This is a genomic window from Sphingomonadaceae bacterium OTU29LAMAA1 (assembly GCA_024072375.1).
In the GTDB taxonomy this organism is placed as follows: Bacteria; Pseudomonadota; Alphaproteobacteria; order Sphingomonadales; family Sphingomonadaceae; genus Sphingomonas.
In genome coordinates this window covers 3,858,951-3,875,135 of the sequence record CP099617.1, presented here as the reverse complement: position 1 = coordinate 3,875,135, position 16,185 = coordinate 3,858,951, and the positions used below count along the sequence as shown (strand labels likewise).

The 16,185-nt window shown below is 65.9% G+C and carries 16 protein-coding genes; 8 read left to right on the top strand and 8 right to left on the bottom strand.

Features of this window, described 5'->3' with window-relative positions; genetic code table 11:
- Positions 1-203 precede the first annotated feature (203 nt).
- From NF699_18675 to NF699_18650, 6 genes are all read right to left on the bottom strand, one after another.
- Entirely contained in the window at positions 204-1,532 is a 1,329-nt protein-coding gene (locus NF699_18675; GenBank protein USU05027.1) for a PQQ-like beta-propeller repeat protein, read from the bottom strand.
- Positions 1,529-2,281, bottom strand: coding sequence for a tetratricopeptide repeat protein (locus NF699_18670; protein ID USU05026.1), 753 nt, complete (start codon positions 2,279-2,281; stop codon positions 1,529-1,531). Before NF699_18670 ends, NF699_18675 begins: the two co-directional genes overlap by 4 nt.
- Before the next feature lie 80 nt (positions 2,282-2,361).
- Entirely contained in the window at positions 2,362-3,222 is an 861-nt protein-coding gene (gene panB / locus NF699_18665) for a 3-methyl-2-oxobutanoate hydroxymethyltransferase (GenBank protein ID USU05025.1), read from the bottom strand.
- A gap of 22 nt (positions 3,223-3,244) precedes the next feature.
- Positions 3,245-3,682 carry a hypothetical protein gene (locus NF699_18660; GenBank protein USU05024.1) on the bottom strand — a complete coding sequence of 146 codons (438 nt, stop codon included), beginning with the start codon at positions 3,680-3,682 and terminating at the stop codon, positions 3,245-3,247.
- A 70-nt stretch (positions 3,683-3,752) separates the two neighbouring features.
- Positions 3,753-4,103: an ArsC family reductase gene (locus NF699_18655; GenBank protein ID USU05023.1), complete on the bottom strand. Its 351-nt coding sequence runs from the start codon at positions 4,101-4,103 to the stop codon at positions 3,753-3,755.
- Between the two features lie 197 nt (positions 4,104-4,300).
- Positions 4,301-4,543 (bottom strand): hypothetical protein, encoded by a 243-nt coding sequence (locus NF699_18650; GenBank protein ID USU05022.1) that lies wholly within the window; start codon positions 4,541-4,543, stop codon positions 4,301-4,303.
- 131 nt (positions 4,544-4,674) lie between these two features.
- Here NF699_18650 and NF699_18645 point away from each other — a divergent pair, with 131 nt between their 5' ends.
- Genes NF699_18645 through NF699_18625 form a run of 5 tightly spaced genes read left to right on the top strand, consistent with a single transcriptional unit; the run spans position 4,675 to position 9,961 of the window.
- Positions 4,675-6,720: an NAD(+) synthase gene (locus tag NF699_18645; GenBank protein ID USU05021.1), complete on the top strand. Its 2,046-nt coding sequence runs from the start codon at positions 4,675-4,677 to the stop codon at positions 6,718-6,720.
- Between the two features lie 42 nt (positions 6,721-6,762).
- A complete protein-coding gene (locus NF699_18640) occupies positions 6,763-7,623 on the top strand; it encodes a CDP-alcohol phosphatidyltransferase family protein (GenBank protein USU05020.1) in 861 nt (286 codons plus the stop codon).
- A complete protein-coding gene (locus NF699_18635) occupies positions 7,620-8,711 on the top strand; it encodes an inositol-3-phosphate synthase (protein ID USU05019.1) in 1,092 nt (363 codons plus the stop codon). The genes NF699_18640 and NF699_18635 overlap by 4 nt, the downstream gene beginning before the upstream one ends.
- On the top strand, positions 8,708-9,415 hold the full coding sequence (locus NF699_18630; protein USU05018.1) for an NTP transferase domain-containing protein: 708 nt from the start codon (positions 8,708-8,710) through the stop codon (positions 9,413-9,415). Before NF699_18635 ends, NF699_18630 begins: the two co-directional genes overlap by 4 nt.
- Positions 9,416-9,421: 6 nt before the next feature.
- Positions 9,422-9,961 carry a pseudouridine synthase gene (locus tag NF699_18625; GenBank protein USU05017.1) on the top strand — a complete coding sequence of 180 codons (540 nt, stop codon included), beginning with the start codon at positions 9,422-9,424 and terminating at the stop codon, positions 9,959-9,961.
- A gap of 3 nt (positions 9,962-9,964) precedes the next feature.
- On the opposite strand, the gene NF699_18620 is transcribed toward NF699_18625, so the two are convergent.
- Positions 9,965-10,972: a glycosyltransferase family 2 protein gene (locus NF699_18620; GenBank protein USU05016.1), complete on the bottom strand. Its 1,008-nt coding sequence runs from the start codon at positions 10,970-10,972 to the stop codon at positions 9,965-9,967.
- Between the two features lie 140 nt (positions 10,973-11,112).
- On the opposite strand from NF699_18620, the gene otsB reads away from it, so the two are divergent.
- The 3 genes from otsB to NF699_18605 are packed head-to-tail and all read left to right on the top strand — an operon-like array spanning position 11,113 to position 15,073.
- Positions 11,113-11,859 (top strand): trehalose-phosphatase, encoded by a 747-nt coding sequence (gene otsB / locus NF699_18615; protein USU05015.1) that lies wholly within the window; start codon positions 11,113-11,115, stop codon positions 11,857-11,859.
- The gene (locus NF699_18610) at positions 11,856-13,667 is read left to right on the top strand and encodes a glycoside hydrolase family 15 protein (protein ID USU05014.1); all 1,812 of its coding nucleotides are present in this window, start codon (positions 11,856-11,858) and stop codon (positions 13,665-13,667) included. Before otsB ends, NF699_18610 begins: the two co-directional genes overlap by 4 nt.
- Positions 13,649-15,073, top strand: a complete 1,425-nt coding sequence (locus tag NF699_18605; GenBank protein USU05013.1) for a trehalose-6-phosphate synthase — start codon at positions 13,649-13,651, stop codon at positions 15,071-15,073. Before NF699_18610 ends, NF699_18605 begins: the two co-directional genes overlap by 19 nt.
- Here the strand turns inward: NF699_18605 and NF699_18600 are convergent.
- Entirely contained in the window at positions 15,009-16,115 is a 1,107-nt protein-coding gene (locus NF699_18600) for a mechanosensitive ion channel family protein (GenBank protein USU05012.1), read from the bottom strand. The genes NF699_18605 and NF699_18600 overlap by 65 nt on opposite strands.
- Between the last annotated feature and the right edge of the window lie 70 nt (positions 16,116-16,185).

Here is a 16,185-nt window from a genome sequence, read left to right as displayed (position 1 = left end):
AAGAAGTGGCGCGATAAGGGAACCGACTGCGTCGAGGCCGCAATACAAGTCCTCCCCCGCGAGGGGGAGGTGGCGCGGCGAAGCCGTGACGGAGGGGGAGGCAAGCGAGGAACTTCGTTACCGAAGACGCCGCTTACCTCCCCCTCCACCATTCGGCGGACGCCGAATGGTCCCCCTCCCCCTCGCGGGAGAGGAGTTGAACGTCACCGATACGCGGAAATCTTCCCCGACTGGCCCAGCGTGTACAGCGTCCCGTTGGCGACGATCGGCGGCAGGGCGAACACGTCCTTCGCCTCGATCGTGCTCGTCACACTGCCGTCGTTCGGCGACGCGAACACCACCCGACCCAGCGAATTGGTCAGCACCAGCTTGTTGCCCGCCAGCACCGGGCCGAACCAGGTGACCTGCGGTCCCTTGCTCTTCTTCTCGTTCTTGAAGCGCTGCAATTGCGCGATCCAGCGCGCCTTGCCGTTCGATCGCGCGAGGCAGACCAGCCGCGCATCGTCGGTGACGACGAACAGCCATTCGCCCGCGATCCACGGCGTCGATATGCCGGCGAAATTCTGCTCCCACAGTCGCTGGCCGGTCGCGAGATCGAGGCTGACCATACGCCCGCCCTGGCCGACCGCGAAGACGCGGCCATTGTCGACCACCGGTGCGGCGTCGATGTCCGACAGGCTCGACACCGACGTCGTGATCGAGGTCCGCGACAGCGCATCGCCCCACAGCACGCGGCCGTTCTCGTAGCGATAGGCGTTCAGCTCGCCGCTCGAGAATCCGGCGACGATCGTCTGATTGTCCGCCGCCGGCGCTGCGACGCCGAATACGCCCTGCGTTTCCAGCGTGCCGGACTGCGCCCATTGCACCTTGCCGTCGCTCTGATCGAGCGCGAAGATCTGGTTGTCCTGGCTGACGACATAGACCGATCCATTTGCGACGGTCGGCGCACCACGCAGCGGACCACCCGGCTTCGCCCGCCACACTTCCTTGCCATCCGCGGCGTTGAACGCGACCACGTCGCCGACGCCGTCGGTCGCGAACACCCGGCCGCCCTCGTAGCTCGCGCCGCCGCCGAACCGCGCCGGACGGTTCTCGTCACCGGTGCTCACCGCCGCATCCCACAGCTTCGCGCCAGTATTGGCAGCGAAGGCATGCAGCCGTGCCTGCACGTCGACGACGAACAGCTTGTTGTCGGCGACCACCGGCGCGGCACCCAGCCGCTCGCGGGCGGAACCGCCGTTGATCGTCGCCTGCCACGCCCGCGACGGGCTGTCGGCGAGGGTCAGCTGACCCATCGACTTGGCGGCATTGCCACCCGGCTGCGTCCACGCATCGTTCGCCACCGCCGCAGGCAGCGTCACCTGGATGTCCGCGATCGTCTTGTCCGCCTCGATCGCATTCTCCGACGCGAGGATCGGAATGCGTTCGCCAACGGTCGGCGTCTTCTTCGGCCCACCGCCCTTAAAAATACCACAAGCAGACACCGCCATCAGCGCAGCGATCCCTACGGAGGCCCGGAACTTCGTCGTCATTGCGCAGGTGCTTCCTTGGGTTGTGCCGCGGGCAGGCTGGCGGGCGTAACGACGCGGACGTCCGCGGCGGCGGCCGCAGCCGCATCGACGCCCATCGAACTCGCCATCTGAATGCTGCGTTGACGGATTGATTCGGGCACCGTGTCGTTCTGCGCAATCTGGCTGAACAATTGTCCCGCCAGATCCCTGCGCCCGCTGTTCAGATAGGCGATCGCGACCAGTTCGCCCGCGCTGCCGAAATAGGGATTGCCGGGGACTGCCAGCGGCCGCAGCCGCTCGATGATCACCTGGGGCTTCAATGCGTCATATTCGGCGGCGGTCTGACGGATCAGCGCCAGATCGCGGAATGGCTGCGCCACGCCGGTATCCGCCGCGACCTCGGCGAATTTGGCCGCTGCGGCCTTGTCCTGCTTCTTGCTCAACAGGATATCGGCCTGTGTCATCCGCGCGAGCGCGCGATAGCCGTCACGTTTCGACGCGGCGACCGGCGCCAGCGTCTTCGCCGCTTGATCCGGCTGGCTGTTGCCCAGCGCATCGAACGCCGCTTGCAATTGCTCGCCCTGCACCCCGGCCGCCTCGGTCCTGCGATGCTGCCAGTAGAGGAACCCGGCGAAGGCGGCGAGCGCCAGCACGATCGCGCCGATCGTCCAACGGCCGTATCGTTCCCAGAAGGTCATCAACTGGTCGCGGCGCAACTCGTCGTCGACTTCGCGCAGGAACGCTTCGTTGTTTTGCGGCGTAAGGGCCAAGGAGGGCTCCGGAACAAGATACGGGGGAATGGCGCGCATCCTTAGCGGTCGCGGCCGGGAAACAAAAGGGAGCGTAACGATCAGCTTTTCGGCGGATAGATCTGCTCCGGTCCGGGAAAGCTGCGCGCCCGCACTTCGGCGGCATAGGTCTGCGCTGCGGCGGAAATGCGGCCGGCCATGTCCTCATAGCGCTTTACGAAGCGCGCGGTACGTTCGAAAAGGCCAAGCATATCCTCCGCCACCAGCACCTGCCCGTCGCATTGCGCCGACGCGCCGATGCCGATCGTCGGGCATGCCACCGCTTCGGTGATGCGGATCGCGATCGGCTCCATCACGCCCTCGATCACCACCGCGAAGGCGCCGGCGTCTGCCACCGCAGTCGCATCGGCGACGATCTTCACGGCTTCGGCATCGGTCTTGCCGCGGGCGCCATAGCCGCCGAGCACGTTCACCGCCTGCGGCGTCAGTCCGACATGCCCCATCACCGGGATACCGCGTTCGGACAGGAAGCGCACCGTCGGTGCCATCGCCTCGCCCCCCTCCAGCTTCACCGCCGCCGCGCCGGTCTGCTTCAGCAGATAGGCCGCGCTCTCGAACGCCTGTTGCGGTGAGGCTTCGTAGCTGCCGAACGGCATGTCGATCACCACCACCGCATGATAGCTGCCGCGCACCACTGCTGCGCCATGCGCCGCCATCATCTCGAGCGTCACTGGCACCGTCGATGGCAGACCATAGATTACCTGCCCCAGACTGTCGCCGACCAGCAGCATGTCGCAATGCGGATCGAGCAACTGCGCGGTCCGCACGGTATAGGCGGTCAGCATCACCAGCGGCTCGCCGCCCTTGCGCTTGCGGATCGCGGGCACCGTCAGCCGCTTCAGCGGCGCCGGCGTCGGATTGGCGCGACTGGTCGCGGTGTCGATCGTGTAGGTGGTGGACATGTCTTGCTTTACCGCGCCCCGCTCACCCGATCCATCCCCGCCGCCCTGCATGATCCGACAGCCACACTCCGAAAGTTGCGACCATGGCGATGAACGCCGGGAACGGCACCACCTGCGCTACGCCACGTACCGCGATGATGTCGGTCGCGAGGAACAGCCAGCCGAACTGAACGACGATGGCGATCAGCGACACCACGAACAGCGGCCGTGCGAGCCGCGACCCGAACAGCAGCGCCAGCGCCGCAAGCAATCCGCTTCCCGTCGCCACCGCATATATCCAATTGTACCATGCCGGAAACGTCGCATAGAGCCGCCGGTAGTAATCGTCCGCTGGACCCATCGCCTCCGCGCCCAGCCGGAACTGCTGCACGCACGCGAACACCCCGACCACGCCCCAGATCGTCAGCATCACCGCGATCACGCGAAACCATCCCGGTATCGGTTTGTGAAAGCCGGTCATTCCACCCCTCTCCTTGGCTGGGGCCATGCTGCTCCGTTCGTCGTGGAAGCGCAACCAGTCAGGGCGGGGGTCAGCGTCCGAATGCAGCCGCCCATTCCGCCGGTCTAAACCCGACAAGCAGCGTATCGCCATGCGCGACCACCGGCCGCTTGATCATCGACGGGTGCGCGAGCATCAGGTCAACCGCCTTGCCGGCATCCAGCCCGACCTTGTCCGCTTCGGGCAATTTGCGAAACATCGTCCCCGCGCGGTTGAGCAGTGCTTCCCAACCGATCCGGTCAACCCAGCCTTCGAGCGTGGTGCGATCGACCCCGGCGATCTTATAGTCGTGGAAATGATAGGCGATGCCCTCGGCATCCAGCCACGCCCGCGCTTTCTTCATAGTGTCGCAATTGCGGATGCCAGATACCGTCGTCATCATCACTGTATTACTTCCCCTCAGTCACCCCGGACATGCTCGGGGGTCCACCCGACCGCGAAGGATGGGCCAGATGCTCGATCTGAATCCCTTGCCGCCCGGCGGACCTCGGAACAAGTCCGGGATGACCGAGCAGGAGCGAACCTCATCCCTGCGTCGGCGATGATCCCCTCCCTGCTTGTGCTCCCCTCGCTACGCGTTCACGTACGCGATGACCCCATGCCTTCGGCCCGGGCGCCGACGATCATCCGCCGCGCCACCTCGCGAACCGCTTCGTCATCCTTCGTCCCATCCCTGGCCGGATCGCCGAGATGCCCCAGACTTGCTTCCAGAAAATCGAGCAGCCCGGGATGCCGCGCCTCGACATATTCCATCGTCTTGAACAGCAGATGCTCGGTCGCGATCTCGCGGCGGCGGGTGTCGATGGCGGTGTCGTCGGTCATGTCATGCTCCGTTGATGCGACGACCTGAACGCCCGAGTTCGCGGAAGGCAACATAAGGCGAAAGGATCGCGCCACGGCCACGGGCGTTCAGCGATGGAACCCTCGATCCAACCCGGCTAGCAAGACCCTCCATGACCGACTTCCATTCGATCCACCGCCACCAGATGGTCCGCGTCGCCGCAGCGACTCCGCTCGCGACCGTTGGCGACATCACCGCCAATATCGATGCGACCGTGGTGATGGCAAAGGATGCCGATGCACGCGGAATCGATCTGGTCGTGTTTCCCGAACTCAACCTGACATCTTACGCGATCGACGACCTGCACCTGCAATCGGCGCAACAGCGCGCCAGCGAAGCGGCCGTGCTCGCCGTAGCCGAACAGACGGCTGCGCTTGCCCCGATGCTGCTCGTAGGCGCGGCACTCGTCCGCAACGGGCGGCTCTACAACAATGCCGTCGTCATCCACCGCGGCCGCATCCTTGGTGTCGTGCCGAAGAGCTTCCTGCCCAACTACCGCGAATATTACGAGAAGCGCTGGTTCGCGCCCGGGCTCGGCCTGCGCGACCTGACGATGCGGATCGGCGATGCTGACGTCCCGTTCGGTCCCGACCTGATCTTCGCCGCGGACGATATGCCGGGCTTCGTCGTCCATGCCGAGATCTGCGAGGATTATTGGGCGCCGACCCCGCCATCGACCGCCGGTGCGCTGGCGGGCGCGACGATCTGCTGCAATCTCAGTGCTTCCAACATCATCATCGGCAAGGGTCGCGAGCGGATGCTGCTCGCCGAGGCGCAGTCCGCGCGCGCCTCGTGCGCCTATATCTATTCCGCCGCAGGGCCGGGGGAGAGCACCACCGACCTCGCCTGGGATGGGCAGGGGCTGATCTACGAGCTCGGCGACCTGCTGATCGAATCGCGACGGTTCGTGCAGGAGCCCGAGCTGGTCGCCGCCGACATCGACCTCGAGCGTATCGTGCAGGAGCGACTGCGCAACGGCACGTTCAACGATTCGGCGATCGCTGCCGGTCATCCGGAGGCCCGTTTCCGCCGGATCGGCTTCACGCATCGGCCGGCGCTGGCCGACACCGGGCTGGAGCGCCCCGTCCGCCGCTTTCCCTTCGTCCCCAACGATCCCGGCCGCCGCGATGAGGATTGCTACGAAGCCTTCAACATCCAGGTCGAGGCGCTCGCCAAGCGGCTGTCCGCGACCAGGTCGAAGACGCTCGTCATCGGCGTCTCGGGCGGCCTCGACTCTACCCACGCGCTGATCGTCGCGGCAAAGGCGATGGATCGGCTGGGCCGTCCGCGGTCCGACATCCTCGGCTTCACCATGCCGGGCTTCGCCACCGGCGACGCCACCAAGGGCAATGCCTGGGCGCTGATGCGTGCGCTCGGCTGCACTGCGGACGAGATCGACATCCGCCCTGCGGCGCGCCAGATGCTCGCCGACATGGACCACCCCTTCGCGAAGGGCGAGGCGGTGTACGACGTCACCTTCGAGAATGTGCAAGCGGGCCTGCGCACCGATTATCTGTTCCGCCTCGCCAACCAGCGTGGGGGCATCGTGCTCGGCACCGGCGACCTGTCCGAACTGGCGCTCGGCTGGTGCACCTATGGCGTCGGCGACCAGATGAGCCATTATGCCGTCAACAGCGGCGTGCCCAAGACGTTGATCCAGTTCCTGATCCGCTGGTGCATCCGCACCGGGCAATATGACGAGGCGACCAACGAGGTGCTCTCGACCATCCTGTCGCAGGAAATCTCGCCCGAACTGGTGCCTGCCGATGCCGACACCGGAGCGATGCAGAGCACCGAATCGATGATCGGGCCTTACGCGCTCAACGATTTTTTCGCCCATTACGTCGTGCGTTACGGCCTCGCCCCGTCCAAGATCGCGTTCCTGGCGTGGCATGCGTGGCGCGATGTCGAGGCGGGGCAATGGCCGGAGGACTTTCCCAACGATTCCCGCGTCGCCTACGACCTGCCTACCATCAAGCATTGGCTGGAGCGCTTCGTCGTGCGTTTCTTCCAGCTCAGCCAGTTCAAGCGCTCGGCGATCCCCAACGGTCCCAAGGTCTCGGGCGGCGGCGCGCTCAGCCCGCGTGGTGACTGGCGCGCACCGTCGGACGGCACGGCGGCCGTGTGGCTCGACGAGTTGCGGCGAAACGTTCCATAGAATATTGCGTTTGCGCCGTTACCGGCGCATTATGAACGCCTGATGACACCGCCTCCCCGGGATGGCTCACGCGATCGCCGGATCGAGGACCCATCGAACCTCTACCTGATTCACCCCGCGTCGCACGCCTTGCTCCCCTTTGCCCTGCGGCATGGGATTTCCGCCAACATGGTCTCTTTGGCTGGACTGGCCTGCGGGACGGTAGCGGCGATCGCCTATGCCAACTGGTATTATCCCGCGCTCGCGCTGGTCGGGCTGGTCTTCTCGGTCGCCTGGCTGATCGCCGACGGCCTCGACGGGATGATCGCCCGCGCGACGCAGACGGCGAGCGCGCTCGGCCGTACGCTCGACGGGTTGTGCGACCATGGCGTCTTCGCGCTGATCTATCTTTCGCTCGCCTGGACGGTGGGAACGGTGGAGGGCTGGGTCCTCGCACTCACCGCCGCCGCCGCCCATGCGGTGCAGTCGAGTCTGTACGAGGGCGAACGCGCGCGCTTCCATCGCCGCGCCCTTGGGTTGCCGCTCGCCGTGGTGCCGCAGCCAACCGGCATGGTGCTCGTCCGCCTCTACGACAGCGTCGCTGGCAGCGTCGATCGCCTCTCGATGCCGTTCGAACGCCGCTTCGGCGCCGCGGAGGACCGTAGCGCCTTTGCCGCCGCATATGCCGCCGCCGCCGTGCCGGTGATGCGGCTGCAATCCTTGCTCACCGCCAACGTCCGGGTATGGGCGATCTGCATCGCCTGCCTCGCGGGCGATCCGCGCATCTTCTGGTGGTTCGAAATCGTACCGTTGACGGTGATCGCCACGCTCGGCCTCTCCGCTCACCGGCGCGTCGAACGCCGCTTCGTTCACGGCCTCGCGCCGCAATCCATTCTACTTTCAAGCGAACAGGGTCATTCATGAAGAGCATCAACATCGCCATCGTCGGCATCGGCAACTGCGCGAGCTCGCTCGTCCAGGGGCTGGAGCATTATCGCGAAGGCGCCAACGATCTCGTCGGCCTCATGCACTGGGAACTCGGCGGCTATAAGCCTTCGGACATCAAGGTCGTCGCCGCGTGGGACGTCGACGCACGCAAGGTCGGCAAGGACGTGGCCGAGGCGGTTTTCGCCAAGCCAAATTGCACCGCCGTCTTCGCCGCGAACCTGCCCGCCACCGGCACGATCGTGAAGATGGGCGCGGTCCTGGACGGCGTCGCCGAGCACATGTCCGACTACAAGGACGACCGCACCTTCATCGTCGCCAACGACACGCAGCCGACCAAGGCCGAGATCGTCGCCGAGCTGAAGGCGTCGGGCACCGACGTGCTGATGAACTACCTGCCGGTCGGCAGTCAGGAAGCGACCGAATTCTACGCCGAATGCGCGCTGGAAGCCGGTGTCGCCTTCGTCAACAACATCCCCGTCTTCATCGCGTCCAACCCGGTCTGGGCCAAGCGGTTCGAGGATGCCGGCGTCGCGATCATCGGCGACGACATCAAGGCGCAGCTGGGTGCGACGATCGTCCACCGCGTGCTGACCGACCTGTTCGCCAAGCGCGGCGTCAAGCTGGACCGCACCTACCAGCTCAACACCGGTGGCAACACCGACTTCCTCAACATGTCGAATCACCGCCGTCTTGAATCGAAGAAGATCTCGAAGACCGAAGCGGTGCAGTCGGTCGCGGCCGAGCGCATGGACGACGACAACGTCCACATCGGCCCGTCGGATTACGTGCCGTGGCAGAACGACAACAAGGTCTGCTTCCTGCGCATGGAAGGCCAGTTGTTCGGCGGCGTGCCGATGAACCTCGAACTGCGCCTGTCGGTCGAGGATTCGCCCAACAGCGCTGGTGTCGCGATCGACATGATCCGCTGCGCCGCCATCGCCAAGGACCGCGGCATCGCCGGCGTCATCGATCCCGCGAGCGCGTATTTCTGCAAGCACCCGCGCCACCAGATGACCGACGACCTCGCGCAGATCGCGGTCGAGGACTTCATCAAGGCCGCATGATGATAACCACGGGCCTGCTGCTCGCCGCCGGACAGGGCAGCCGGCTCCGTTCGGTCACGCCGTTCAAGCCGCTCTGCCCGGTCGCCGGGCGCGCGCTGATCGATCATGCCCTCGACGGCATGGCGGCAGCGGGTCTGACGCGCGCGATCGTGTCGCTCGGCTATGGCGCCGACGCGATCGCCGCGCATCTCGCCAGTCGGCAATGGCCACTGGAAGTGGTGACGGTGATGACCGACTATCACCAGCCCAACGGCGTGTCGGCGCTCGCCGCCCGCGCGCTCGTCGGTGAAGAAGGCGCAGTGCTTGCGATGTGCGATCACCTCGTCCAGCCGCGCCACTACCGCCGCCTCGCCAGGGCCGGTGCCGGCATGGGTCTCCGCCTTGGCATCGACCGCCGCCTCGGCCATCCCTGGGTCGACCCGCTCGACGTCACCAACGTCGCCACCCGTGGCGATGCGATCGTCGCCATCGGCAAGGGCCTGACCCCGCACGATTGCTACGACACCGGCATCTTCGCCGTGTCCCAGCGCTTCTTCGGAGCCTTGGCGACGCTCGACAGCCCCTCGCTCACCGAAGGCGTCCGCATCCTCGCCGCCGAGGGCTCGGCGAAGATCGTCGATTGCAGCGATCTCGACTGGCTCGACGTCGACGACGCCCCCGCATTCGCGCATGCCGAGGGCTGGATGACGCAACTCGCGGCCTGAACCGCCGTGACCCTCATCCTGTTCAACAAGCCCTACGACGTCCTCAGCCAGTTCACCGACCGCGGCAGTCCGACCACCCGCGCCACCCTGTCGGACTATATCGACGTGCCGGGCGTCTACCCCGCCGGCCGCCTCGACCGCGACAGCGAGGGCCTGCTCCTCCTCACCGACGACGGCCGCCTGCAATCCCGCATCGCCGACCCCAAGTTCAAGCTGCCGAAAACCTATTGGGTGCAGGTCGAGGGCCTTCCGGACGACGATGCGCTGCACCGGCTGCGGTCCGGCGTGATGCTGAACGACGGCCTCACCCGCCCCGCCGAAGCCGAGCGCATCGCCCCGCCCGACATCTGGCCCCGCACACCCCCCATCCGCGTCCGCCAGTCGATCCCCGACACCTGGCTGTCGCTGACCATCACCGAAGGCCGCAACCGCCAGGTCCGCCGCATGACCGCCGCCGTCGGCTACCCGACGCTGAGGCTGATCCGCTGGCGCATCGGAGACTGGATGCTGGACGATCTCGCACCGGGCGCATGGCGCGCCGCCTGACGTTCAGCCGGCCAGCAGCGCCAGCTGCGATCCGATCACGTGGAGATTGTGCCGGGCGAGACGACTCCCCCGCCCCGCGACGCTACCCTCCAGCGCAGGCTGCTCGCCGATCGCCAGACAGCGCTCCCACGCCCCGACCGCCAGCGGTAGCCACTGGTCGACCGCCCGTGCCGGATCGGCGATCGCACGCGCGAGCAGCAGGTCGCCGAGCACGAAGAAGAAATCGGGTGAGCCGGTCCAATACGGCATCTCCGCCTCGGCCAGCGCCATCGCCTGCTCCAGCCGTCCGGCCTTAACGAGCGCAGGGATCGCGCAGGTGATCAGCGCGTGCCGCCATGCCGCCGATCGCGGCGTTACGGGCACGGCATCCGCATAGTGGCGCGCCGACTCAAGGGCATCGCCGCGCATGTCGGCATCCTTGCCCAACTGATAGAGCAGATACGGGTCACCGGGTTGCGTCGCAAGTTCGGCCAGCAGCAGCCGGTGGTTGCGATCCTGTTTGCGGGCGATCTGCGCCAACCGATAGCCGTCGTGGCCGACGTGCAGGCCGGTTCGCACCCGAGGCAGAGCAGAGGCGACCTGTTCGTGAACCCGCCCTTCGAACCACACGCCCCGCGGTAAGAGCCGCGTGATCCAGCTGCGAGTCGTGGTTGCGCCGTCACCGTCGTCGCTGTGGATGCACGCCTGCCCCAGCCGCGCCGGCTCCTTGCACCAATCGCGCAGGCTATCGCCGCCCGACACGATCCATTCGTCCGCATCGAGCACCAGATGCCAGTCCGACGCAGCCAGTCGCAGCGCTTCGTTGCGCGCGGACGAGAAATCGTCGGACCAAGGCACATGATGCACCTCTGCCCTCGCTCCCAGCGCGATCGCCACGGTATCGTCGACCGATCCCGTATCCACGACCACCATCCGGTCCACGAAGGGTGCGACACTGTCCAGGCACCGCAAGATACACCTTGCCTCGTCCCGCACGATCAGAGTCGCGGCGATGGTGGGAGTATGGGTCATCGGGCTTCTTCCAGAACGAACGAAATCGGCTGTCGCAGCTTATGGTTAATCCATTACGCACAATAATACGCGTTCGCAGAGCGCGTCGTGTGGACGTCACCCGCTTGACCCTCCCCGCCCGATCCCCGACACGGCGCTGCGTGACGCACCTCCCTCCGCCCCCTGCCGATCTGCTCCGCGATGCGGCGCTGTTCCTCGATTTCGACGGCACGCTCGTCGAGTTGCAGGGCCATCCCGACGCCGTCGCGGTCGACGCCCGCCTCGCCGCCCTCATCGATCGTCTGGGCGACGCGCTCGACGGTCGCGTCGCGATCATCTCCGGGCGGCCGGTCGCCGGCATCCGCGCGCTGTTCGGCAATCCTCATTTCGCGATCTCGGGCAGCCACGGACTGGAAGTCGCATGGCCCGACGGCCGGCATGCCCGCGCGGAACGTCCCGCTGCCCTCGACCGTATAGTCGACCAGATGCATACCTTCGCAACCGCAACAAACGGGGTGCTGGTCGAGGAAAAGCCGCTCGGAGCCGCGCTTCACTACCGCGCCGCCCCGACCGCCGAAGCCGCCGCCCGCGATCTCGCCGCGACCCTTGCCGCTGATGCCGGCCTGCATCTGCAGACCGGCAAGATGATGATCGAGGTTCGCGTTCCCGGTGCGGACAAGGGCACCGCGCTCCGCGCCCTGATGCAGGCGCCGCTATTCGCGGGTCGCACCCCCGTATTCCTCGGCGACGACGATACCGACGAACCGGCGATGGTCGCCGCCCGCGACCTAGGCGGTGCCGGCATCCTGATCGGTGCCCCCCGCGATACCGCCGCCGCCTGGCGCCTCGATGATGTCGCCACCACCCTCACGTGGCTCGAAACCGCAACCGAAAGCCTGACCGCATGACCGCAGAGTCGACCAGCACGCCCTCCAGCACCAGCGTCGACCTGTGGCCGATCGGCAATTGCCAGGTCAGTGCGCTGATCGACCGGGCGGGCCGCTTCGTCTGGGCCTGCGTGCCGCGCGTCGATGGCGATCCCCTGTTCTCCGCTCTCGTCGGCGGTGCCGAACCGGACAGCGGTTATTGGGGGGTCGAGATCGAAAACTCGGTCAGCGTCGAACAACATTACATCCGCAACACCCCGATCCTGGTCAGCACGCACACCGACAGCGCCGGCAATGCGCTTGAGGTGATCGATTTCTGCCCGCGCTTCGTTCGCTCGGGTCGCACCTATCGCCCGGTCGCATTCGCCCGCATCGTCCGGCCGCTACGGGGCAGCCCGCGCGTCACGATGCAGTTGCGCACCACCTGCGGCTGGGGCGGCACCTGCCGCGAACAGATCGGTGGATCGAACCATCTGCGCATCCTGCTCGACGCGATGCAGCTTCGCCTGACGACCACCGCGCCGATCGGGATGGTGCAGGAAGAGCGCACCTTCCGCCTCGAACGCCCGCTGCACTTCTTCCTGGGGCCGGACGAAAGCTTCAGCGGCGACCTCGCCGACACGCTCGACGCCATGCTCGCCCAGACGATCACCGAATGGCAGGAATGGGTGCGCGGCCTCGCCATCCCGCTGGAATGGCAGGACGTCGTCATTCGTTCGGCGATCACGCTGAAGCTGTGCCAGCATGAGGAGACCGGCGCGATCGTCGCCGCGCTCACCACCTCGATCCCCGAACATGCCGGATCGGAGCGCAACTGGGATTATCGCTACTGCTGGGTCCGCGACGCCTATTACACCGTGCAGGCGCTCAACCGCCTCGGCGCGCTCGACGTGCTGGAGGGCTATCTCGGCTACCTCCGCAACATCGTCGACAGCGCGGCCGGCGGTCACATCCAGCCGCTCTACGGCGTGCTCGGCGAAGCGACGCTGGAAGAGCGGTTCGCCCCCGCCCTTGCCGGTTATCGCGGCATGGGACCGGTGCGCGTCGGCAATCAGGCCTACGAGCAGATCCAGCACGACGCCTATGGCCAGATCGTGCTGTGCAGCGTCCACGCCTTCTTCGATCAGCGCCTGTTCCGCCAGTCGGGGATCGAGGATTTCCAGAGCCTCGAACACGTCGGCGAGCGTGCGTGGAAATATCACGATCAGCCGGACGCCGGCCTGTGGGAATTGCGCACGCGTCAGAGCGTCCACACCTATTCGTCGGCGATGTGCTGGGCAGCGTGCGACCGCCTTGCCAACGCCGCGCACGTCCTCGGCTTGGCCGATCGCCGGGTCTTTTGGCAGGACCGCGCAGACAAGATCCGTAAGGAGATCGAGGTCAATGCGTGGCGTCCCGAAACCAACCGCATGTCGGCGACCTTCTCCGGCGACGACCTCGACGCCAGCCTGATCCAGTTGCTCGACCTGCGCTTCTTCGAACCCGGCGATCCGCGTTTCATCGGCACGCTGGAGGCGGTGGAGAAGGGCCTACGCCGCGGCAGCCACATGCTCCGCTACGATACCGAGGACGACTTCGGCCTGCCGGAGACCGCGTTCAACGTCTGCACCTTCTGGCTGATCGAGGCCCTGCACTTCACCGGGCGAGAGGCGGATGCCCGTGCCCTGTTCGACGAGATGCTGGCACGGCGTACCGCAGCGGGTCTTCTTTCTGAAGACATCGATCCAACATCAGGAGAACTCTGGGGAAATTATCCCCAGACCTATTCATTGGTGGGCATGATCAACTGTGCCGCCCTGTTGTCCAAACCATGGAGTTCGATCCGCTGAGCCGTCTGATCATCATATCCAATCGCGTATCCGCCCCGTCGGGCTCCAAGTCCGGCGCACAGGGCGGGCTTGCCGTCGCGCTCGCTTCCGCGTTGCGCGAGTACAAGGGCATGTGGTTCGGCTGGTCGGGCGAGCAGACCGATGAATATACCGGCCAGATCACCTTCCAGCGCAGCGAAGGCGTCACCACCGCAACGGTCGATCTCGAAGAACAGGATATCGACGAATATTACAACGGCTACGCGAACCGGACGCTCTGGCCGCTGTTCCACTATCGCGTCGATCTAGCGGAATATGAACGCGAATTCGCCGGCGGCTACCAGCGCGTCAACGAACGCTTCGCCGACACCGTCCAGCCGTTGATCGAGGAAGACGATTCGGTCTGGATTCAGGATTACCACCTGTTCCCGCTTGGCGAGGAACTACGCAAACGCGGTGCGAGCAACCGCCTCGGCTTCTTCCTCCACATCCCGTGGCCGCCGCGCCGCCTGCTCGCGATTCTGCCAGAGGCGCAGGCGCTGGTGCGCAGCCTGTTCGCCTATGACGTCATCGGCTTCCACACCGACGAATGGCTCCAGTCCTTCTGCGATTATGCGATGCACGAACTCGGCGCGCATATGGAGGATGGCGACCTCGTCCTCGACGACCGCCGGGTGAAGGTGATGGCCTGCCCGATCGGCATCGACGCCAAGGAATTTGCCGACCTCGCCACCAGCACGCGCGGTCGCCTGTCGTTCCGCCAGATGCGCGACGCCGCGGTCGGCCGCGACATGATCGTCGGTGTCGACCGGCTCGATTATTCCAAGGGTCTCGAAGAGCGCTTCCTCGGCTACGAACGCTTCCTCGTCGAGCATCCCGAAGAGCGCAAGGAGGTCACCCTCCTCCAGATCGCCCCGCCCAGCCGCGCCACCGTCGGCAGCTACCAGAAGATCCGCAGCAACCTCGAAGGGCTCGCGGGCCGGATCAACGGCGCCTATGCCGACATCGACTGGGTGCCGATCCGCTACGTCAACCAGGGCTATCCGCGCGACGTGCTCGCCGGCATCTACCGCGCCGCCAAGATCGGCCTAGTTACTCCCTTGCGCGACGGCATGAATCTCGTCGCGAAGGAATATGTCGCGGCACAGAACCCGGAAGACCCCGGCGTCCTGATCCTGTCGCGCTTCGCGGGTGCCGCATGCCAACTGACGGATGCGGTGCTGATAAACCCCTATTCCGCCGAGGAAATGTCCGACGCGATCATGCTCGCACTGCGCATGCCGCGCGAGGAACGCATCGAACGCTGGCAGAAGATGATGGACATCATCACCCGCGAAGACATCGGCTGGTGGCGCAAGACCTTCACGGACGCGCTGATGGAAACCCCGTTGGAGATGGAGCCGCAGGAGCAGCCGGAGCACGCATGAACCGCTCGCGGGGCAGCGCCTCCGGCATCTCGTCGCGAATGAAGGCATAGATCGCCTCGCGCACGTCGCACCGCAGGTCGAACGCGGTCGACGCGTCCTTGGCGGTCATCAGCCCCCGCAATTCCATCGTCCCGTCAGGTTTCGAATCGGTGACCTGAAGGTTGAAGAAACGCTGATCCCACTGGGGGTTGGCCCGCACCACCTCCTCCAGCTTCGCCCGTATCCGCGGCACGTCGGCGGCGGGATCAAGATACCAGAACACCGATCCCAGCAGCGCGCTCGTCTCTCGCGTCCAGTTCTGGAAGCTGTTCTCCAGGAACTTGGACACCGGCACCACCAGCCGCCGGTCGTCCCAGATCCGCACCACGACATAGGTCAGCCGGATATCCTCGATCCGCCCCCATTCACTGTCGATGATGACGACATCGTCGATCCGGATCGGCTCGGTAAAGGCCATCTGGATGCCGGCGATGACGTTCTTCAGCGCGGGTTGCGCGGCGGCACCGATCGCCAGACCGGCGACACCCGCCGACGCCGCCAGCGTGACGCCGATCGTCCGGACACTGGGAATGCTCATCAGCATCATCATGACGGTCAGCATCACCAGCACGAACACGCCGATCCGGTGCAGGATGCTGATCCGCGTCCGCCGCCGCCGTGCCCGCAAATTATCGACGGCGGTGATGTCGAACCGCACTTCGCTGATATCGCGGTAGACCGTCAGCGCTGCGAGCAGCATCCAGCCGAACACCGCCGGCGTCAGCAACCCCAGCACCCGCTGCCAGATGTTCTCCCAATAGCGTGGCAGGTCCAGCCCCGGCCCCGATGCGGCGAGCGCGATGACGATCACCAGCCAGAACGAAGGCCGCCCGAGACGGTCGATCAATATGTCGTCGGTCTTGGTGGTCGTCCGCTTCGCCAGCCCTCGCAACGCCGCCAATACGATACGATGCAGCACCGCGAGCACCAGCACGAACACCGCGACTCCGGCGAGCCGCTGCGCCCACCCGGGCAGGTCGATCTCCAGATATGGAATATGCATCCGGGCTACACGCGCGACGGCGGCGAAAGGCTCCCATCAGAACTGAGAAATTGCTGCAGCCGCGAACCAA

Excerpts from the sequence above, each read along its gene's own strand:
- NF699_18620 (USU05016.1), bottom strand. The coding sequence starts at position 10,972 with ATGACCCATACTCCCACCATCGCCGCGACTCTGATCGTGCGGGACGAG.
- panB (USU05025.1), bottom strand. The coding sequence starts at position 3,222 with ATGTCCACCACCTACACGATCGACACCGCGACCAGTCGCGCCAATCCG.
- NF699_18640 (USU05020.1), top strand. The coding sequence starts at position 6,763 with ATGACACCGCCTCCCCGGGATGGCTCACGCGATCGCCGGATCGAGGAC.
- NF699_18675 (USU05027.1), bottom strand. The coding sequence starts at position 1,532 with ATGACGACGAAGTTCCGGGCCTCCGTAGGGATCGCTGCGCTGATGGCG.
- NF699_18610 (USU05014.1), top strand. The coding sequence starts at position 11,856 with ATGACCGCAGAGTCGACCAGCACGCCCTCCAGCACCAGCGTCGACCTG.
- NF699_18655 (USU05023.1), bottom strand. The coding sequence starts at position 4,103 with ATGATGACGACGGTATCTGGCATCCGCAATTGCGACACTATGAAGAAA.
- NF699_18635 (USU05019.1), top strand. The coding sequence starts at position 7,620 with ATGAAGAGCATCAACATCGCCATCGTCGGCATCGGCAACTGCGCGAGC.
- NF699_18600 (USU05012.1), bottom strand. The coding sequence starts at position 16,115 with ATGCATATTCCATATCTGGAGATCGACCTGCCCGGGTGGGCGCAGCGG.
- NF699_18660 (USU05024.1), bottom strand. The coding sequence starts at position 3,682 with ATGACCGGCTTTCACAAACCGATACCGGGATGGTTTCGCGTGATCGCG.
- NF699_18645 (USU05021.1), top strand. The coding sequence starts at position 4,675 with ATGACCGACTTCCATTCGATCCACCGCCACCAGATGGTCCGCGTCGCC.
- NF699_18605 (USU05013.1), top strand. The coding sequence starts at position 13,649 with ATGGAGTTCGATCCGCTGAGCCGTCTGATCATCATATCCAATCGCGTA.
- NF699_18630 (USU05018.1), top strand. The coding sequence starts at position 8,708 with ATGATGATAACCACGGGCCTGCTGCTCGCCGCCGGACAGGGCAGCCGG.
- NF699_18650 (USU05022.1), bottom strand. The coding sequence starts at position 4,543 with ATGACCGACGACACCGCCATCGACACCCGCCGCCGCGAGATCGCGACC.